An 18,743-nucleotide genomic window follows, 5' to 3' on the forward strand; every position below is an offset into this window, starting at 1 on the left:
GCACTGTCAGCGTCTGGCAGAACCTTCGCTTTTCTACCCCATTCGTCTCGGTTCGAGCGCAAATCGAACCGGGTCCCGGGCAGTGGAAGGCTGGCCCATTCACGCCGGGAGGCGGGAGAGGGCCGATAGCTCTTGGACGCGATATAGCGACGATGTTGGAAAATGTTAAGAGGGTAAACGACAACCCAACGCAAATTCACAAGAATTGTGCGAACAGGGGTACTATCGTCTGCACCAGCCATAGCAGAATAAACGCGCGCGCCCAATGCCTGAGCGTGAGCGCAGAAGGAGTAGAAGAGCGCTCGCGGTGCATGTTCAACGGTTCTTCAGCTTTAACGGTTCTTTAGGGCTTCCGTCACTTTCTTGACGTTCTGGGACTGGCCGCGGCGCAGGATCATGATGTCGCCTTGAGCGACCACCACGATCAAGTCTTCCACCCCGACCATAGCGACGCGGGGGCCATCGCTGTGGACGAGGCAGCGGGCAGCATCGATCGTCAGCACGTCGCCGCGTACGGCATTGCCGCTTTCGTCCTTGTCGCTGATCGTGTGCAGCGAATCCCAGCTGCCGACATCGGACCAGCCCATGTCAACGGGAACGCAGGCGACCTTCTCGGCGCGTTCCATGACCGCATAGTCGATGGAATCCGATGGGCAAGCCTCGAACGCGTCCGCATCCGGATAGAGGCGCTGGCCATCTTTGCGGCCTTTGTCCAGCGAGGCCTTCGCGTGGAGAAGCATGCTGGGCTGAAAGGTTTCAAGGGCGGCCAGATAAGCGTCGGCGCGAAACAGGAAGATGCCTGCGTTCCAAGCATAGCCGCCTTCGGCGAGCATCTCGGCAGCGCGGACCGCGTCGGGCTTTTCGACGAACCGGGTGACAGAGTTCACGGTGCCCTGCACGGCGTCACCCATTTGAATGTAGCCGTAACCCGTTTCCGGCGCATCCGGTGTAATACCGAAGGTCACCAGCCAGCCCTCAGCGACCAGCGGGAGTGCCTGCGCTATGGCGGCATGGAATGCCGGCAAGTCCGCAATGACGTGATCGCTCGGCATCACGAGCAATGCGTCGGCTGGATCTTTGGCGACCAGTGCAGCCAACGCGATGGCGGGTGCGGTGTTGCGGCCGAAGGGCTCGAGCAGGATGTGACTCTCGGTGATACCGATTTCGGCAAGCTGTTCTTCGATCAGATCGGCATGGTTTGCGTTGGCGACGAGAATCGGGGTGCCGAAGGAAAGATAGGAGGCAGTGGTGGTGCTGTCGGTCCGCCGTGCAGTCAACTGAAGCATCGTTTCGGCTGCCGTCAGCGCCAGCAACTGCTTAGGTCGTTCCGGGCGCGAAACGGGCCACAAGCGCGTGCCTGAACCGCCGGAGAGAATGACCGGAACCACAGATGCCGTCATGAATGAAACCCTCGCTCAATACCTAGTGTGGGTCCCTTAGCATGTGCAGCATTTTCCAAGAAGGGGCTGTTTAGCGTCTGTGAAGGAATTGCAGCCATAACGGCGCCAACTGTGCTGCGGGGTTGCTATGAAGATTTTGTGCGTGTTCGGAACGCGGCCGGAGGCGATCAAGCTGTTTCCGGTGATTCACGCCCTGCGGGATACCCCTGGCATCGACGTGCGTGTGTGCGTGACGGCCCAGCATCGCGGATTGCTTGACCAGGTGCTTGCGATCAGCGGTATCGAGCCGGACATCGATCTCGACATCATGCAGGCGGATCAGACGCTGGACGGTCTGACGGCGCGCTTGATTGTGGAACTGGGCAAAGCATTCGATTCCGAAAAGCCCGACCGCGTGCTCGTCCATGGCGACACGCTGACGACCATGGTCGCCAGTCTGGCAGCCTACTACCGTAAAATTCCGGTGGCGCACGTCGAAGCCGGATTGCGCAGCGGGGACATTCACCATCCCTGGCCGGAGGAGGTCAGCCGCCGAGTGGTGGCATGCATCGCAGACCTGAACTTCGCGCCGACCCAGGGCGCGGCCGAGGCGCTGCTGGCGGAAAACCGCGACCCGCTGAGCATATACGTCACCGGCAACACAGTGATTGACGCACTCTTGGCGACGAAGGCCCGGATCGATCTCGATTCGTCGCTGGCTAGCGGTCTCGATGACTTGGCGGCGCGCTTTGCGGGCAAGCGTATCATTGCCGTCACCAGCCATCGACGCGAAAATTTCGGCGGAGGGATGGAAGCCATTGCCAAGGCCGTACGCGATATCGCGGCGCGCGCGGATGTTGCCGTCGTTTTCCCGGTCCATCCCAATCCCAATGTGCGGCGAGTCATGGATGCGCAACTCGCTGGCCTTCCGAACGTCGCGATGATCGACCCGCTGGACTATCCGCATTTCGTCCGGCTGCTCGACCTGAGCCATATAGTCCTGACCGACAGCGGCGGTGTGCAGGAGGAGGCGCCATCACTGGGAAAGCCAGTCATTGTGATGCGCGAGACCACCGAACGCCCAGAGGGAGTGGCTGCAGGCACCGCGAAGCTGGTGGGCACGGATCGCAAGCAAATCGTTTCCGAAATATTCAGGCTTTTGGACGATGAGGATGCCTACGCCGCGATGGCGCGCGCCCATAATCCGTTTGGCGACGGCAAGAGCGGGGCGCGTATTGCGGAGATCATTGCCCAGGGAATTGACCCATGCCCGTCGATGTCGAACAACAGGTTTCCGTTATTGGTCTAGGCTATATTGGCCTGCCCACCGCCGCCTTGATCGCGCGGAGCGGCGCTCGGGTGCTGGGGGTGGATGTTTCCCCGCATGTGGTTGAAACCGTCAACAGCGGCCGCGTGCACATAGAAGAAGTCGACCTGGACGGGCTGGTGCAGGGCGTTGTCGCGCGCGGGACCTTGCGGGCGTCTACGCAGGTGGAGCCAAGCGACGTTTTCGTCATCGCCGTGCCTACGCCGGTGTCCGAGGATCATGCTCCCGACATTTCCTACGTGCTGAGCGCGGCGCGGACGATCGCTCCGGTACTTAAGGCCGGGGACACCGTAATCCTTGAGTCAACATCTCCGGTCGGCACTACCGAATCGATGCGCGACGTGCTTGCCCAGATGCGACCGGACCTCAAGATGCCGGGGCAGGGCGGGGCGCCCGACATCTCCATTGCCTATTGCCCCGAACGCGTCCTGCCGGGACGGATACTGGTCGAACTCATCGATAATGACCGCTGCATCGGCGGCATCACGCCGCGTTGCGCGCGCAAGGCGCTGGGCTTCTACCGCCAGTTCGTTCGTGGCCAGTGCGTCACCACCACGGCGCGCGCGGCCGAGATGGTCAAGCTGGTCGAGAACAGCTTTCGCGACGTCAACATCGCCTTTGCCAATGAACTGTCGGTCATAGCCGAAGGCATGAGCATCGATGTATGGGAAGTCATCCGCTTGGCAAACCGCCATCCGCGCGTAAACATCCTGTCGCCGGGGCCGGGCGTGGGCGGCCATTGCATCGCCGTCGATCCCTGGTTCATCGTGCATGGTGATCCGGAGAACGCCCGGATCATCCGCACCGCCCGCGAAGTGAACGACGCCAAGACAGACTATGTCGTAGCGAAGGCATCGGATCTCGTCGACGCGCATCCCGGAGCGGAGATTGCGTGTCTGGGCCTCGCATTCAAAGCCAACATCGATGACTTCCGGGAAAGCCCGGCCGTGAAGGTCGCCGCTCGTCTCGCGCGACGCTATGGCCGACGGGTGAAGCTGGTGGAGCCTTACGCCACCGATCTGCCGGTGGATTTCGTCGGAACGGGGGCGGAACTGATCGACATCGATGACGCTCTGGAGCGGTGCAGCCTGTTTATCGTGTTGGTCGACCACGACATCTTCAAGTCGGTGCCCGTCGAGGAACGTGCAGGCAAGACCGTTTATGATACGCGCGGTATCTGGCCGGACCAGCCGGTCCCTGCTGTACCGATCGCGAGAATTGCCGGGGCGGCCTGATCGGCGGCGGGCGATCCACGTTATTGGACGCGCGGCCTTGCTCTGCTAAAGGGCGGCAATGCTGATGCGTATCGTCCTGGCCCTGTTCTTTGCCTCGCTGGCTGCCAATGCCGCTTTTGCGCTGCGCGATCCAAGTTGGTGGGCGATCCCTGCGATGCTGCTCGGCTGGTATGTCGCGGACATGCTGTCGGGTGCTGTACACATGTACATGGATTATCGACCCTGCGTGACGAACGTTGGGCTGGATCGCCTGTATTTTTATGGCGGGTCGCGCGAGTCGGAGGAATATCAGACGATGTTCCGCGCGGCTATGAAGCGGATCAATCCGCTGGAGCGGCTGGTTTACGATTTCAAGAATCATCATCCTCGACCGGATGCCCTCGGGCGGCGTGGAGTTGTCAGGCTGATCGGATCGACTGTGCTGGCCGGCGCCTTGCCGTTGTCGCTGCTCATGAATGCAGCGGCATTTCTTTTGCCTGTTCCCGGATGGGCCGTGGCCGGGATGGTCGCATTGTTGATTGGCGGAGCGTTCGCGCAATATTTCCACGGTACATTGCACCGTGCGGATAACGTATGGATCGTACGCGTGATGCGGCGGGTTAGCCTGTTGATGACACCGGCCGCGCATCAACTTCATCATGATACGTTGAAGCGGGATTTCAGCACCAACTGCGGCTGGAGCAACCCGCTTCTAAACCGCGTGTTCGCCTTGGCCTACGGGCGGCAATGGCTGCGGGACGAAGGGCTGGAACCCGTCGGCTGAAGGGCCTCAGCCTTTTGCTATCGTCGGCAACCAGGCATCCACTTTTGCGAAATGTTCTTCCCAGGTGGGCGCGTGGAAGCCGCTCATGCGTGCGAGTTGACGGGCACGAGGATTGCTATCCTCCGGCGCATATGCTTCGATCGCTTTGCGCCAGCCCATCCCGTCCAAGGGACTGAAATACTCCGGGATGTCTCCCGCCAATTCGTGAAACACGCCGATGTCGCTGGCGATCACTGGAAGTCCCGACGCCAGCGCCTCGATCAACGGCATGCCATAGCCTTCGGTAAAAGAAGGGAACAGCAGGGCGCGGGCATGGCGGAAGTAGCGCGCGACTTCCTCATCGGGACAGTGCGGAAGTTCCAGCACATGGCCTTTGATCTGCTGGCATCGCTCCAGCAGATCGACCGCCTGTTCGCATTCCCAGCCCCGTTTGCCAATCACGACGAGCACCGGCGCCTTATCACCCATGCTTGTGACGAGGTCGCGCCAGATGTTGAGGATCAGGAGGTGGTTCTTGCGGCCCTCGATCGTGCCCAGCATAACAAAATAAGGGCGGTCGAGCGGCGGCGAAGCTTCGCGCGGCTCGATCATCAATCGCGTGCCGAGATAGGCTGTAAGCGCAGGGGGCGGCTCCCGACCGTCCGAGGCAGCGAACTGCCGCAGGGCGGCTACAGTGTCATCAGAATTGGCAATGACCCCGCGCCCGCGATGAAGGATCGTCCTGACCCTTTCGGCATGACGCGCATCTTCGCCTACTCGGCAATATTCCGGATGGGTGATCGGAATGAGATCATGGATCAGATAGATGGGCTTCACGTCCAGCAAGGCCATGCTGGATGTCTGCTCCAGCCCGGTATGCCCCACATTGAGGTAGAGCCTGCCCATGCCGCGTTGCCCATCTCCAAAGTTGGAGAGTGCTGCGCGAATGCCAAGCATCGATATATTGCGTTTGAAGCCCGCCATGCCGAAGCGCAGGATGGAAAAGAGGCGATCGGACTGGGCGGGGGAAAGGACGCGCCGGACACGCCCCCGTTCCACCACGGCCTGCGCATTTTGCGCATACTGCTGCAGGTAGGCGAGACATACATGGTCTACCCCGGTCGGCATGCCGCCCACCCAGATGCGCCAGATCAAGCGACGAACATCGAGAAGAATGTCGCGTTGTAATATCATATTCGTCTGTGTGTTATGGCCTGATGATGGCCTGCAACAAAGGCGCGACCTGCTGAATTTGCCGGATGAAGCAAGTCGGGGCCAAAGTCAAAGATGGGAATGGCGGGGTGGTCGATGCGTCTGGGTGACATCTTCACACACTCTGGCAGCAACACCGTCAATCAAGGCCGCAACGGCGCTTTCGCTCGCAAATCCGCCCCGGACCAGGCAATTGCGTCGCAGCACTCGATAGAAGGCATCCCATTGGTGCCTCTCGGGTGGGCGAGGCGCAGTCCAGAAGCGGTCGAGGGTTTCCTGGTGTGTAACTCCCGAGATATCGTAAATGGCGTCGCCCAGGACCTTTACAGGCACACCCGCCGCCAGGGCGAAAGTTCCGGAAGTGCTGTTCACGGTCACCATGCCAGCAGCGCCTTCCGCCAGTTCCGCCAGGTCTCCACCTCTGATATGCGCGACCCTCTCCTGGAGATTTCGTCTCGTGGCTTCCTTGGCGACGAACCTCGACCAGATCGTCGTTCCCGCATCCAGTGGATGCTCTTTTATCAGCAGCATAGTGTCTGCGGGGGCGTGGCGCTCAAAGCTGTCGAGCACATAATGCACGGCGCCCATCATGTCCTGAAATGGACTATGTTCGCGAATCTGATAGTCCGAACTTAGCTGAAGAGGGAACAGAAAATATCTGCGGCCCTTGATCTTATCGAGTGTTCTGGCTGTAGCTCGCTGCACCAGACGATTGGTGACGACCAGCTTCCATCCCCATCGTATTCCTTCGATCAGCACGGATCCCGGCCGGTGGGACCGATAGTGAGGAAAGCGCCAGAACTGCGTCACGACATGGTGAAAATAGCGGTAGCTGTCGCGCACGCGCCGGTCGAAGCTGGCCGTGATCGGAGGCAAGTCGGGTATGGGCGGCAGGGTCCTTGCTTGCTCCAGGAACCACTCGGGATCGCGGGGCAGCGTGGAATGACCGTTCACGCCATCGAGCTCCATCGTCACCCAGTTCGGCCGGATATATCCTTCTTCGAACACATGAATGTTGACGTTGCGCAGCTTTGCCATGCCGTGTGCCGCGCGATGCAAGGGGCGGCAGTCTCCAAACAGCATGACGTCGGTTATGCCATTGTCGCGCAGGAAGTGATCGAAGAAGCGGGGCCAGCGATTTTCGTTTCCGCGATAATTGACAGACCCGGTGCCGGGCCAGTCGACTTTATCGCCGCCGTTGAAGTTGATGCGGTATACGGTCGCACCCAGTTCCTGCATCCGCTGACCCAGCAGCCAGAAAAACGGACCCGGCGGGCCCTGCAGCATCACGAAAACGCGGCCTGCCAGCGAAGGGCTGGATTGCGGAACGGCGTCGTTCGCGACAGAGCGCAACCGAGGCTGAGCCTTCACCCGCTGAAATGCGGCCATGGACGGCTCTGAATTCACGTCAAACCTTTTCAACGGAACCCGCGCGGAACCGCCACCGATTCACTTTTCCCTGAAGTCTACGCAGCGGCACGATGAAACGGCTCTCCTTCTTGACCCCAGCGATCAGCCGCTGCACCAGCACTTCCGGCGGGCAGGGTAGTGCTGTTACCGGGTCCAGATAGCGTGGATAGAGCAGCAGCACGCCTGTTGCCAGCGCATTGATGTCCATCCGCTTTTTGCGCCGTTCAGGTGTTGCACCAAGGTCACGGGTCAGGCCCCATCCCGCGTAGAAGGGCGTGCCATGCGTCGTGACGTCACGGCCGCGTAAAAGTGCTTCGAAGCCTGCCAATGATGATAGCACATGGACGCCGTCAACCATATCGAGCAGTGTCGAAATAGGCGTGCCCCGGTCTATCGCGTCGGCATATTCCAGAGCGACGTCATCGGGCACGTGTCCCTTGCGATGGCCAGCATCTACATCGGGATGGGGACGATAGAGGATGTAGGCTTGCCGCTCGGCCCTGCGCGCGCGCCGCAGCAGGTCGAGGTTGCCACGCACCTCGCCACGTGCCGCCAGAACGGAACGATCATCCTCGACCTGCCCCGTCACCAGAACATGCCGCCTTTCACCTCCGGGGCGTGCCATGCTATCGCCACCGAGGCCGTACTTCGATAGTCCCGAGGATATGATCAGCGTGCGTATTGCTTCTGCACGCGCCAATTGATCAGGACTGAAATTTCCGGTGTTGAGCAGTCGCTCAAGCCCGCTCTCGCCTGCGGGATCGAAGTGGACGCCGATCGCGTCCACCGTGATCGAGAGCGGCGGCACACAGTCCGCACCAAGCCCGATCGAGCGGATGAAACCATCCTCCACTTCATGCAAGAGTGTAGGGTTGTTGGCCGCGCGCCTCTCTATGGCCGCAAGCAGTTCGGGAGGCGTCTTGGCTTTCCATACGGCCACCGCATCATCATCGCGCAATTCTTCAAGCGCACGGACCGTGCTGATATGCCGCACCGGCTCGCCGCCGCCCCAAAGCAGCGGTTCCACTGTTTCGCGCTTCCAGAAAGCCATGCCGGCAGCTGCGACGATAGGGCGATTGGCATCGATCAGCCCACGCCAGAAGGCGAGCAGTTCGATGGTTCGTGCCGCAGTCGTTCGCTCGCCGCTGAAGGGATCGATGTAGTCACAATGGCTTAAAAGGGCATTCTGCACCTGATCTGAAAGCCTCGGGAGACGCGCGCCATCCATTACCTCGACTTCGCGCCCTGTTATGCGGGCGATGAGCAGACGTTCATCATCTTCCCTGCCCCAAAACGCCTTTGCGTTTGCGGCGACGTGCCAAGGATCTGCCGGACCGACAATGCAGGAATGCGGCACCGGCTGCGTTTTCCTGTCGGTGATCCAGAAGACCACTGTATCGCCAGAGGCTGCAGCGCGCTCTGCCATCGCTTTGGCGCTGGCGTCGTCCCACGGGCATGCGATGATTGCATCTTTGGCTATCGGTGGCTGCTTTGCCCAGAAATGACCGCCAACCCTGTGCGCCCGCAGGAGTGCAAGAACGGCTGTCGTGTCCTCGTTCGCCTGTCCCGCGCGGGAGAGCGCGACAGGCTTGCCGCCAGGAAAAGGGGGCGTACGCAGGAAGGGAGTCACGGCTGACGCGTACCTTCTGGCACTCGGGTAATCGACTGCAGCGAGAGACTGTCGACAGTATCGGGCGTGGCCGTGAGCAGCAGTAACGGTAAAGCGTACGCTCGCATCCGTTCAGCTCCCGAAGTGGGGAGCGCTCCCGGATGAGATCCGCTGATGAACGGGCATAGTCACCCCCACACCCCCGGCTGTTCCAAGTTCTTCATGAGCGGAGCTATACTATTCCGCGTGCCGTCAGGATAGCCTCAATAGGTTGCACATCGGACGCGTTATTGAGTTCGATCGCGTCCCAGTCCGGTGGATCGGCCGTTACGACGGCCACGGGCAGCCCGTAAAACAGGAATCGCAACTGCTCCAGCCCTTCGATCGTTTCCAGCTCCGTGGCCGGAAGCGCTGCATAGTGGTCAAGCGCTTCGCGGCGATAGGCATAGAGCCCGAGATGCAGCAGGACCGGAGGCGCATTCTCCAGAGGGCTGCCGGGCGCGATATGGGGCAACACGCGCTTGGAGAAATACAGGGCGTTCCCGTCCGCGCCACACACGGCGGTTGTGCCGCCCACCCGGCCTTGCGCCTGGTCGGCAACAAGGTGCGCATAGGCCGTCGCCGAGCAGCGCACGGCCACTGTCGCGACCTTACAGTCCGGATTTTCGCGCATATGAGCCGCAAGCGCGGTCACCAGATCAGGCGGCGTAAGCAGCGCATCGCCCTGGAAGTTGATGATGATGTCAGCATCATCGGGCAAGGCAGGCAGTGCAGCGGCGACGCGCTCCGTGCCATTGGCGCACTCGGAAGGAGTCATGGCGACCTCGGCGCCGCATTCTTTTGCCGCGTCTGCAATGCGCAGGTCATCGGTGGCTACGAACAGATGCGCCACGTCCGACACCTGACGCGCCGCTTCAATGCTGCGCTGGACCAGAGGCTTGGCGACTCCCGTCGCGCCCTTTATCAATGCCAGCGGCTTGCCGGGATATCGGGATGAGGCGTATCTTGCCGGTATGACTATCGCTGTCGTCATGGCAATGTCGTTGTAGCAGGCAAAGCGATCAGAGGCCCGCCGCCATATTGTGGATATGCAGCAAGCCTATGGGCTGACGCGGGTTATGGCCGCTCATCACGAAAACCACGGTAATCGCGGCTTCGGCCAGCAAGGTCAGTGCATCTTCTATAGCCGTGCCGCTTGGAACCGTGATCGGATTGCGCGTCATGACGTCGCCCGCTGTGGCGATCAGCATCTGGTCGAACGAACGGCGCAAGTCGCCGTCCGTGATGATCCCGATCAGATGGCCGTCATCGTCGACCACGCCAGCGGCACCCTTGCCAGTAGACGTCATCTCAAGCACGACATCGCGCATGCCGGTATGCGGCCGCACTAACGGCAGGGCTTCATCATCGCGCAACAGGCTATCCACCGGCAGCAGTTTCCAGCCGATATTTCCTCCCGGATGCAGGCGCATGAGATCGGCGCGCGAAATGCCACGCACTTCCATGGCTGCGATCGCGAGCGCATCTCCCAGCGCCAACATCATCGTCGTGGACGTCGTCGGCGCAATCTTGACCGGGCAAGCCTCCGCCACGCGGGGCAGGGTGAGTGCTACGGTGGATTGCTGCGCTATTGGCGAATCCGCCTTCGATGCAATGGAGATTATGGGAATGCCTGCCTGACGCGCATGAGCGATAATCGCCCTCAGTTCCAATGTTGCGCCGGAATTGGAAAGCACGACCAGGCTGTCGGCGGGCATCACCATGCCCAGATCGCCATGCGCAGCTTCAGCGGGGTGGACGAAAAACGCGGGCGAACCTGTGGCCGCGAGAGTGGCGGCAATCTTGCGACCTATGTGGCCAGACTTGCCGATGCCGGTGACGATCACACGGCCAGCGGTGGCAGTGATGATCCGTACTGCTACCGCGAAATTTTCATCTATGATGGAGTTAAGTGCAGCTAGACCCAACGCTTCCTGCTCGATGACGCGCCGGCCGCTTTCGATCGGGCAAAGGCCAGTATAAGTGGTCATACGCATCATCCCTGCACAAAACTATTATGTTTTCTGTCCCTTTATTGGGCACTTCATTAGCCAAAGGTATTACGATTGCAAGCTTGATCATGCGGCGCACAATGGCTAGCCGCCAAACTCTGCGCACAAATGTGAAAACATTCCATAATGATACAGGTTACTGCGCGTTAAGGGTCGGCCGGTCGTTTCGCACCCACATCATTCCACGGCTGACCGATCCAGCCTGACAACCTGTCGCGTAATTTCCACATCAGTGCCACGCGGGAAGACGCTATCATGGAGTGTGAAAGCGGATCGAGGCCTGTCCAGGGATAAAATGGGTTTCGGCGGCCATAGGCCCATATCTCGATCCGCGTTGTCGGTCTGGCTGATCGGCCCCGCGCATGAAATCCCGATGTGTCAGCAACCACCAGCGTATTTGCCTTTACCGCCAAACCTACGGGAGCCGGTAAGCCCAGCTGCGCCAGTTCTTCCTCCTGAACCCGCATGGATCCACGAGCGGAGAGGTGATCCACACCCTCTGGTGCAGCAAGGCTGCGCGCCTTTTCCCAAGCTCGCCTTGCCACGGTCAGCTTGTGTGAGCCGGGAACATAGGTGAACGGCCCTTCGTCTTCTGCGACATCCGTCAGGAAAAACCACGCCTTCATCGTGGGATGGAAGGTATCCGCGTGAAGCGCCTCCTGAGGATCGGGCGGTGCGTCGGCACGGTGGGAAAGAATGGTCTGAATATAGTATAAAGGCTCGCTGGCGTAGCTGGCGACGTACTGCATCAGCCCACGCCAGCGCGGCATCTTCAGTAATGCGGCAAGCGCGGGAATGTCGCGCAACATCCGGGCGTCGATAGCGATGCGACGCGTGATCGTATCCCCCTGCAACATTTCGCGTGCAGGCGACGCTCTCTCCAGCAGGCTGGCACGCAGGGTTTCGAACTCCGCCGGGTCGAGCAGGTCGGGAATGGCGACATAGCCCTGCGCGTCGAACTGAATGCGGTCTTCGGCCGAGAGCAGGTGCGCCAATCGCCTCCTTCGCGACGCGGCCATAGTATGCGCCAGCGACTTCCGCTTTTCATGAAGTCCCCACGCGTTCAGCCGCTTCGATCCGATCAGCGGATTGTCTTTGAAGGACTTGGCGCCGGTCGCCAGCTGAAGAAAATACCATGGCGCAGCCACGAATGTGCGAATGGAGCGCTTCATGATCGGGCTTTTGCCGGGCGGAGATGCACATGTAAAGCGTCTCGGGTATGCCCCTAAGCGCAGTTGCGTGCTCCCCTTCCGCTATAGCCATTCACCTGTTAGAGACGCTCTCACTTTCGCAGGCGACAGACAGCGTGAATGCACCAGTTCATCCCACGGTCCAGATGACCAGCGGCCCCAGCCTCTCGGCGCTGCGGCTGCGGCTGTATGTGCTCAGCCTGATTGCGGACCTTACTGTCCTGTTCGGCGCCTTTGCACTCGCCAATCTTCTGGTGATCGGGCGGCTGGTGGGGGAGCCGGCCAAGCCGCATGGCCTCGTCATGTTCGCGATGATTGCACCGGTCTATGCGCTGCTCGCCATTCAGGCAGGCGTATATGGCATACGCAGCCTGGGCAATGTGCGCGCGACGGTGCTGCGGGCCTGCTGGTCCTTTGCCCAGGCCGTGATGCTGATGCTTGTCATCGTCTATTTCGGGAAAATCGCGGAGCAGCTTTCGCGTCTGACGTTCCTTGTCGGCGTAGGATTTGGCGTAACGGGGCTGATCCTGTTGCGGCCGCTGTTGGCTCGCGTGGTCCCGGCCCTGATCGGCGAGATGCCCGCCATTGCGGTGGTGATGGCGGATGGCGTCGCCTTTGTTCCTCCGCCCGGCACGGCACTGCTCGACGCCGTCGCCCTTGGCATCGACCCCACTCGGCATGACGCTGAAATGGCAGCGCGCCTGGCTGCCGCTGTCGGTCATGCGGAGCGTGTGATCGTCGCTTGCCCAAGTGAGCGCATCAATGACTGGTCGATCGCCCTCAAATCGCTGGAGGCGCGTGGCGAGATCCTGGTGCCCGAGCTGATGCGTTTTGCGCCTGCCAGGCTCGATGAATATGACCATCATCCGACCCTCGTGGTAGCGGGCGGACCGCTGCAATATCGGGAGCGGATCATCAAGCGGCTTTTCGACGTGGCCGTGGCTGGCACCGCGACGCTGCTACTGTCTCCCATCCTGCTTCTGACGGCGATGGCGATCAAGCTCACCAGCGCCGGTCCCGTGCTGTTCCGCCAGCAACGGCTTGGCCGCGACGCGCGGTTGTTCTCGATCTATAAATTCCGCACGATGCGCACGGACATGACCGATCATGCCGCTGCTCAACTGACGCAGCGTAGTGATCCGCGCGTCACGCGGGTTGGTGGTTTTCTCCGCCGGACGAGCATGGATGAACTGCCGCAGATCCTCAATGTCCTGAAAGGCGACATGAGTATCGTCGGCCCACGTCCCCATGCGCCCGCAGCCCGCGCCGCTGACAAGCTATATTGGGAAGTGGACGATCGCTATTGGGAGCGGCACTGCATCAAGCCGGGGATCACTGGGCTCGCGCAGGTGCGGGGGCATCGCGGCGCGACCAATGCGCATCAGGACCTGATCGATCGGCTGCAGTCGGACCTCGAATATGTCACCAACTGGTCCGTGTGGCGCGACATCCGCATCGTTCTCGCGACGCTTCGCGTGCTGGTGCACGACAAAGCCTATTGAGTTGAGGCTTCCCGACCTGACCGCCTCCCGAATGTCCATTGTTGCCCGGTTCGAAGACTCGGCGCGCCTGCTTGCGCTGGTGAAGCTCGGCAATGTGGCGCTCGGCATGCTGTGGGGCTTTGCCGTCACCTATGTCTTCGTGCGACTGCTTCCCCTGCATGAATTTCGTGCGTTCCTGTTGCTGGTGGCGTTCGGCAACTTCACTGTCTCGGCGGAGCTTGGGCTCACCAGCATCGCCTATAATCGTCTGCGCCGTCACTGGCTCGCGGCGCGAGGGGAGGGGGAAGCGAGCGACTTTCGGCCGGAGGAACTGGGCGTGCTTGTCGTGCTTCTGTGCGGGTTGATGGTGGCTGGCACGGTGCTGATGGCGAGTGCGATCCTCACCGGGATCATCGCCACGAGTTATCCCTGGCTCTTCCTGTTGTTCTTCGTCACGGCCTGCCTGAACCTGTTCGCAACCCTGGCTAAGCGGACGCTTGCCGCCGTCGACCGCAACATGCTGTGGGAAGGGCTGGACATTGTGCGGCGTCTGGCTTCGCTCTTGCTACTTGCCGCAGCGTTGCGCGGGATGGACATCACGCTATCTGTCCTGCTCCAGCTTCTGCTCAGCATGACTGCGATCGGCGCGGCCCTTTTCATGCTAGATCGCCGCCTCTCGCTGAAACCCCGTCACTGGATCGCCATGCGCGTGGGGGGAGGGCATGTCCGGCGGAGTTACCTCGCAGACTTTGGCGCATCTGCCGCGCTGACGCTCTCCGAGGTTGCAGCCTACAACGCGCCTTATTTCCTCATTGCGCTGGCGACCCATGATCCGCGACCGCTGTTGCTCTTCGACTTCCTGTTCAAGATAAGCCGCGCACTCAGCGCCCTGGTCCGCGCAACGATCGAAGCTGCTTTGCCACGGATCACCGCCGCCTGGTATCGCGGCGACGCGCATCGCTTCCCCCAGTTGATCGGGCGCGGCGTGGCGGTGGCGAGCATCATGGCGCTGGGCATTGGCTCGGCTCTGATGATCTTCGGTCCGCAATTGGTAAATGCCTTGTTCGACCGTAAGCTTGCTGTCGACCGAGTAGACCTCGCCTTGATCGCTCTGCTCCTGTTCGGCCTCGGCGTCACTTGTGTATCGGTTTATGTACAGGCAGCGCTCGGACGTTTTCGCCTGCTGTTGAGGCAGTCGCTGCCGTTTCTCGCCGGGTCGCTCCTATGCGTGCCAATCGCGGCTTTCCTTGCCACCCCGAGCATGTCCTTTCCGACGATTTTCCTGCTCCTCGTGGTCACCACCTATCTCGGCACGGGTATGCTACATGCCTTTGCCCTTGGCCGACTTTCGAGCGGTGTCCGGCCATGAAAGTCGCGATGGTCGACCCGTCGCTGTTCACCGGCCGCTATGATGACAGCCTGTGCTCGGCTATCGGCGCGCAGGGGCATGAGGTGACGTTGCTTGGTCGCCCGCTGCGGCATACCGACGCCATTCATCCTCAGGCTTACCGCTATTCCAAGAGGTACTTCAGGCTGGGAGAGACCCTTCGCCCCCTGATCGGTGAAGGCGCGCCGTTTCGCGCAATGAAGGCAGCCGAGTATCTTGCGGATAGCTTGATCGGTCCGCTGCCGAACGCCGACGTAGTGCACTATCAATGGCTGCCCTTTGCGCCGGCCGACCGCCATATTCTGCGTCGCCTCAGTGGATCGGCTGTGCCGCTCGTCCACACTGTCCATAATGCGAGCGCCTATCATGGCGACGCCGCTTTGCAGGGACGGGGCTATGCCGCACTGCTCGAGATGTTCGACCGCCTGATCGTACATGGCGACACGACGCGGGAGGCGCTCGTCGCGGCCGGGGTGAGGGCGGACCGCATCTCCATCATCCCACATCCCCCGATGCAGCTTGCTCCGGCCACTAAGGAAAGCCGCGCCGCCGTGCCGGAACCGCGCCTGCCGCGCCTGCTCTTCTTCGGCACCATTCGGCCCTATAAAGGTCTCGATCTGCTGGTCGATGCTTGCGTAAAGCTGTGGAAGCAAGGCGCAGACTTCGAACTCGCTATCGCGGGCAAGCCGTTCATGGACATTACGCCTATGCTAACGGCGGTGGCCAAGGCAGGGTTCGGTGAGCGGCTTCACACTGACCTAGGTTTTCTAGAGGAAAGTCGCCTCACTGCCTGGCTGGAAAGTGCCGATATCCTCGTCTTCCCATATCGGCACATCGACTCCAGCGGAGCATTCCTCTCGACATTGCAGCACGGCAAGGCGACGCTCTGCACCGATACAGGGCTCTTTGCTTCGCTCCCCGCCGGCGCGGAAGGCAAGGCGCCCGTCATTCTCGTGCCCAGTGAAGATGCACCAGCTCTGTCGAAGGGGCTCTTGCCGCTGATCGAGAGCGCTGCCATCAGGCGCGACATGGGCGAGCGTGCCCGCACGCTGGGGCGGCGGCTCGGCGATTGGGATAAGGCAGGATCATTGACCGTGGACATATACAGGCAGGCGCAGGCAGAAGCCGCACGTCGCAAGGCGGCGCACGCATGAGCCCCCGCGTCAAACGCGAACTTCGCGACCGCTGGCTGGCGCTGCGCCTGTCGGTGCGGGGCCGCGTGCACGAATATCCTGAGATCCTGCAATTGCGGCGCTTTGTCGCGGCCTTCGACATCGACTGCATCATCGATGTCGGCGCTAACGCAGGGCAGCACGCCCAGATGCTGCGCCGCGATGTCGGCTTCAAAGGCACGATCCTCTCGTTCGAGCCAAATCCGGAAGTGTTCCCGGCGTTGGAGCGCAATGCCTCGCGCGACCCTCACTGGCACGCCTTCAATATCGCGCTGTCGAATGCGGACGGGACGGCGCAGTTCAACGTCATGGCCGCCGATCAGTTCAGCTCGCTGGAGATCCCTGCCGAGGCGATGGATCCGATATTCCACGAACGAAATCGCGTGGATCGCACCGTCGACGTGGAATGCCGCCGCCTGGATGGTCTCTATCCGCAGCTTCAGGCGAAGCATGGCTTCTCATGCACATTGCTCAAAATGGATACGCAGGGCCATGATCGGCTGGTGTGCGAAGGCGCGGGCGCGGCGTTGGAGGGCATGGTCGGCGTCCAGACGGAATTGGCCATCCGCCCTCTTTATCAAGGCGGCACTGGCTATCGCGCCATGATCGACCTGCTGGACAGCCACGGCTTCGTTCCAAGTGCATTCTTCGCGAACAACAAAGGGCATTTCCCACGGCTGATCGAGATGGATGGCCTGTTCGTGAGTCGTAGAGTTCTAACCAATCCCGCGGATTATCCTGCGGTTTCCGGGGCGTAACTGCCGCATGTAACGTCAGCGTAATAACTGACGCACAAACGTAACATAATAGTCTCCAAAACGTCATCCAAGTTCAATCAACCTGTCATGACCGCCGCCTAGTCGCCGCTTCGAGGGCGCCAGGGGGCCGCTGATTCGCAATAAACATCCCCGTGACGCTCCGTTGATATTCACAACCCGGTCAGGGCCGGAGCGGAGACGATATGTCCTATTTTTCCAGCATTTCGAAGATTTTGCTCGGCGGCTGTGCCGTTGCGGCGCTGAGCGCCTGCGGTGCTGACGATGTCGCTTCTCCTGGCGATGGCGTCATCATTGTTCCTACGCCTACGCCGAGCCCTACGCCAACTCCCGGACCCGCCCCTACGCCGGGTTCTCCGTATAGCGGCCCCATTCCCGCCGGCTTCATCGACCGGGGTGTCGTCAACAACCGCCGCGTGTTGGAAATGCCGACCCGTTTCACGCAGGACACGACGCTGCAGAACCTTCCTGGCGCCGTATATTCGCTGGCTGGACCAGTTAACGTGGGCACCGACATGGGTGGCGCGGGCAACGCTGCAGGCGGCCAGGCAGTGACCTTGACCATCCAGCCAGGCGTCGTTGTTATTGCTTCGTCCGGTAACGACTACCTGATCGTCAATCGCGGTTCACGTCTGAACGCGGTCGGTACTGCCAGCCAGCCAATCATATTCACCGCACGGGCAAACCTTGAAGGCACCACGACCGACAGCAGCCAAGGGCTATGGGGCGGCATCATCGTTCTGGGCCGCGCGCCAATCAGCGATTGCAACACCAACGTTCCTGGCGGCGATGTCGCCTGCCAAAACGTTATCGAAGGCACCACCAGCGCACTTTACGGCGGCGCGACGGCCAACGACAACAGCGGCAATATTCAATATGTCCAGATCCGCTATTCAGGCTTCGCCATCGCACCCGGCAACGAGCTTCAGGGACTTACCCTCGGCGGCGTCGGCAGCGGCACCACGATCAACAACATCCAGGTGCACAACAGCTCTGACGACGGCATCGAAATCTTTGGCGGTCGCGCAAATCTGAAGAACCTGGTCGTAACGGGCGCGGATGACGATGGCCTCGACACCGACCTTGGCTATCAGGGGTTCATCCAGTTCCTCATCGCCGTGCAGCGCGACGCGAACAACGGCGACTCGATGGTTGAAGCGGACTCGAACGGCAACGAAGATGCCCTGCCACGCCAGAACACCCGCCTCGCCAACTTCACTTTCGTTCAGCGCAGCACCGTACAGGGTCTGAACGCGATCCTGATGCGCGGTGGAGCCGACTACACGATGGTCAACGGCGTTGTCGTCGCTCCTCGCGTCTGCCTCGATATCGATGCAACTGGTGGCACGACAACTCGCGCGCCTGATACGACGCTGCAGGATGCCGGCCCGCCGCGCTTCAACTCGGTAGTGTTCTCCTGCCAGACGCCGTTCCTCGAAGAGACGAACGTGCCTGCCGCGACGATCCAGACGATCTTCACTACGGCGCCCAGCTCGGGCAATAACGCGAACTTCACGTCGTCGCTGGTTAACGTGTTCACGAACGGCGCGAACGAAAGCGCGGTCGCGGCGTTCAATGCGTCGACGCTGAGCCCGTTCTTCGTGAACACCAGCTACATCGGCGCTGTCCGCGACGCAGCCGACACTTGGTACGCCGGTTGGACCTGCAACGCCAGCTATGTGAGCTTCGGCAGCACCAGCGCAAACTGCACGGCGCTTCCCACAACCTGATTGATACCGCGCTAGTTGGGGGGCGGCGGCAAAGGTGTCGAC

At 61.0% G+C, this 18,743-nt stretch carries 15 protein-coding genes; 8 read left to right on the plus strand and 7 right to left on the minus strand.

Features of this window, described 5'->3' with window-relative positions:
• Positions 1 to 332 precede the first annotated feature (332 nt).
• Positions 333 to 1,400: a mannose-1-phosphate guanylyltransferase/mannose-6-phosphate isomerase gene (locus QHC67_RS03375; RefSeq protein ID WP_319290972.1), complete on the minus strand. Its 1,068-nt coding sequence runs from the start codon at positions 1,398 to 1,400 to the stop codon at positions 333 to 335.
• Positions 1,401 to 1,527: 127 nt separating this feature from the next.
• On the opposite strand from QHC67_RS03375, the gene wecB reads away from it, so the two are divergent.
• The 3 genes from wecB (at position 1,528) to QHC67_RS03390 (ending at position 4,704) form a co-directional block, all read left to right on the plus strand.
• Positions 1,528 to 2,688, plus strand: coding sequence for a non-hydrolyzing UDP-N-acetylglucosamine 2-epimerase (wecB, locus tag QHC67_RS03380; RefSeq protein WP_319290975.1), 1,161 nt, complete (start codon positions 1,528 to 1,530; stop codon positions 2,686 to 2,688).
• Entirely contained in the window at positions 2,646 to 3,941 is a 1,296-nt protein-coding gene (wecC, locus tag QHC67_RS03385; protein ID WP_319290977.1) for a UDP-N-acetyl-D-mannosamine dehydrogenase, read from the plus strand. The genes wecB and wecC overlap by 43 nt, the downstream gene beginning before the upstream one ends.
• A 64-nt stretch (positions 3,942 to 4,005) precedes the next feature.
• Positions 4,006 to 4,704: a fatty acid desaturase CarF family protein gene (locus QHC67_RS03390; RefSeq protein ID WP_319290979.1), complete on the plus strand. Its 699-nt coding sequence runs from the start codon at positions 4,006 to 4,008 to the stop codon at positions 4,702 to 4,704.
• A gap of 6 nt (positions 4,705 to 4,710) precedes the next feature.
• Here QHC67_RS03390 and QHC67_RS03395 read toward each other — a convergent pair whose 3' ends face one another.
• From QHC67_RS03395 to QHC67_RS03420, 6 genes are all read right to left on the minus strand, one after another.
• Positions 4,711 to 5,877 carry a glycosyltransferase family 1 protein gene (locus QHC67_RS03395; RefSeq protein ID WP_319290982.1) on the minus strand — a complete coding sequence of 389 codons (1,167 nt, stop codon included), beginning with the start codon at positions 5,875 to 5,877 and terminating at the stop codon, positions 4,711 to 4,713.
• Positions 5,878 to 5,964: 87 nt separating this feature from the next.
• On the minus strand, positions 5,965 to 7,284 hold the full coding sequence (locus QHC67_RS03400; protein WP_319290984.1) for a capsular biosynthesis protein: 1,320 nt from the start codon (positions 7,282 to 7,284) through the stop codon (positions 5,965 to 5,967).
• A gap of 19 nt (positions 7,285 to 7,303) precedes the next feature.
• The gene (locus QHC67_RS03405; RefSeq protein WP_319290987.1) at positions 7,304 to 8,935 is read right to left on the minus strand and encodes a capsule biosynthesis protein; all 1,632 of its coding nucleotides are present in this window, start codon (positions 8,933 to 8,935) and stop codon (positions 7,304 to 7,306) included.
• 211 nt (positions 8,936 to 9,146) lie between these two features.
• Positions 9,147 to 9,947 carry a manno-octulosonate cytidylyltransferase gene (locus QHC67_RS03410; RefSeq protein ID WP_319290990.1) on the minus strand — a complete coding sequence of 267 codons (801 nt, stop codon included), beginning with the start codon at positions 9,945 to 9,947 and terminating at the stop codon, positions 9,147 to 9,149.
• Between the two features lie 28 nt (positions 9,948 to 9,975).
• On the minus strand, positions 9,976 to 10,944 hold the full coding sequence (locus QHC67_RS03415; protein ID WP_319290993.1) for a KpsF/GutQ family sugar-phosphate isomerase: 969 nt from the start codon (positions 10,942 to 10,944) through the stop codon (positions 9,976 to 9,978).
• Between the two features lie 167 nt (positions 10,945 to 11,111).
• On the minus strand, positions 11,112 to 12,137 hold the full coding sequence (locus QHC67_RS03420; RefSeq protein WP_319290996.1) for a phytanoyl-CoA dioxygenase family protein: 1,026 nt from the start codon (positions 12,135 to 12,137) through the stop codon (positions 11,112 to 11,114).
• A 164-nt stretch (positions 12,138 to 12,301) separates the two neighbouring features.
• Between QHC67_RS03420 and QHC67_RS03425 the strand changes: the two genes are divergently transcribed.
• From QHC67_RS03425 to QHC67_RS03445, 5 genes are all read left to right on the plus strand, one after another.
• The gene (locus QHC67_RS03425) at positions 12,302 to 13,657 is read left to right on the plus strand and encodes an exopolysaccharide biosynthesis polyprenyl glycosylphosphotransferase (RefSeq protein ID WP_319291113.1); all 1,356 of its coding nucleotides are present in this window, start codon (positions 12,302 to 12,304) and stop codon (positions 13,655 to 13,657) included.
• Between the two features lie 31 nt (positions 13,658 to 13,688).
• Positions 13,689 to 15,005 carry a hypothetical protein gene (locus QHC67_RS03430; RefSeq protein ID WP_319290998.1) on the plus strand — a complete coding sequence of 439 codons (1,317 nt, stop codon included), beginning with the start codon at positions 13,689 to 13,691 and terminating at the stop codon, positions 15,003 to 15,005.
• Positions 15,002 to 16,177, plus strand: coding sequence for a glycosyltransferase (locus tag QHC67_RS03435; RefSeq protein ID WP_319291000.1), 1,176 nt, complete (start codon positions 15,002 to 15,004; stop codon positions 16,175 to 16,177). The genes QHC67_RS03430 and QHC67_RS03435 overlap by 4 nt, the downstream gene beginning before the upstream one ends.
• Positions 16,174 to 16,953, plus strand: a complete 780-nt coding sequence (locus QHC67_RS03440) for an FkbM family methyltransferase (protein ID WP_319291002.1) — start codon at positions 16,174 to 16,176, stop codon at positions 16,951 to 16,953. The genes QHC67_RS03435 and QHC67_RS03440 overlap by 4 nt, the downstream gene beginning before the upstream one ends.
• A gap of 203 nt (positions 16,954 to 17,156) precedes the next feature.
• Positions 17,157 to 18,701: a hypothetical protein gene (locus QHC67_RS03445; RefSeq protein WP_319291005.1), complete on the plus strand. Its 1,545-nt coding sequence runs from the start codon at positions 17,157 to 17,159 to the stop codon at positions 18,699 to 18,701.
• Positions 18,702 to 18,743: the final 42 nt, after the last annotated feature.

The organism is Sphingobium sp. (assembly GCF_033795625.1).
GTDB lineage: Bacteria > Pseudomonadota > Alphaproteobacteria > Sphingomonadales > Sphingomonadaceae > Sphingobium.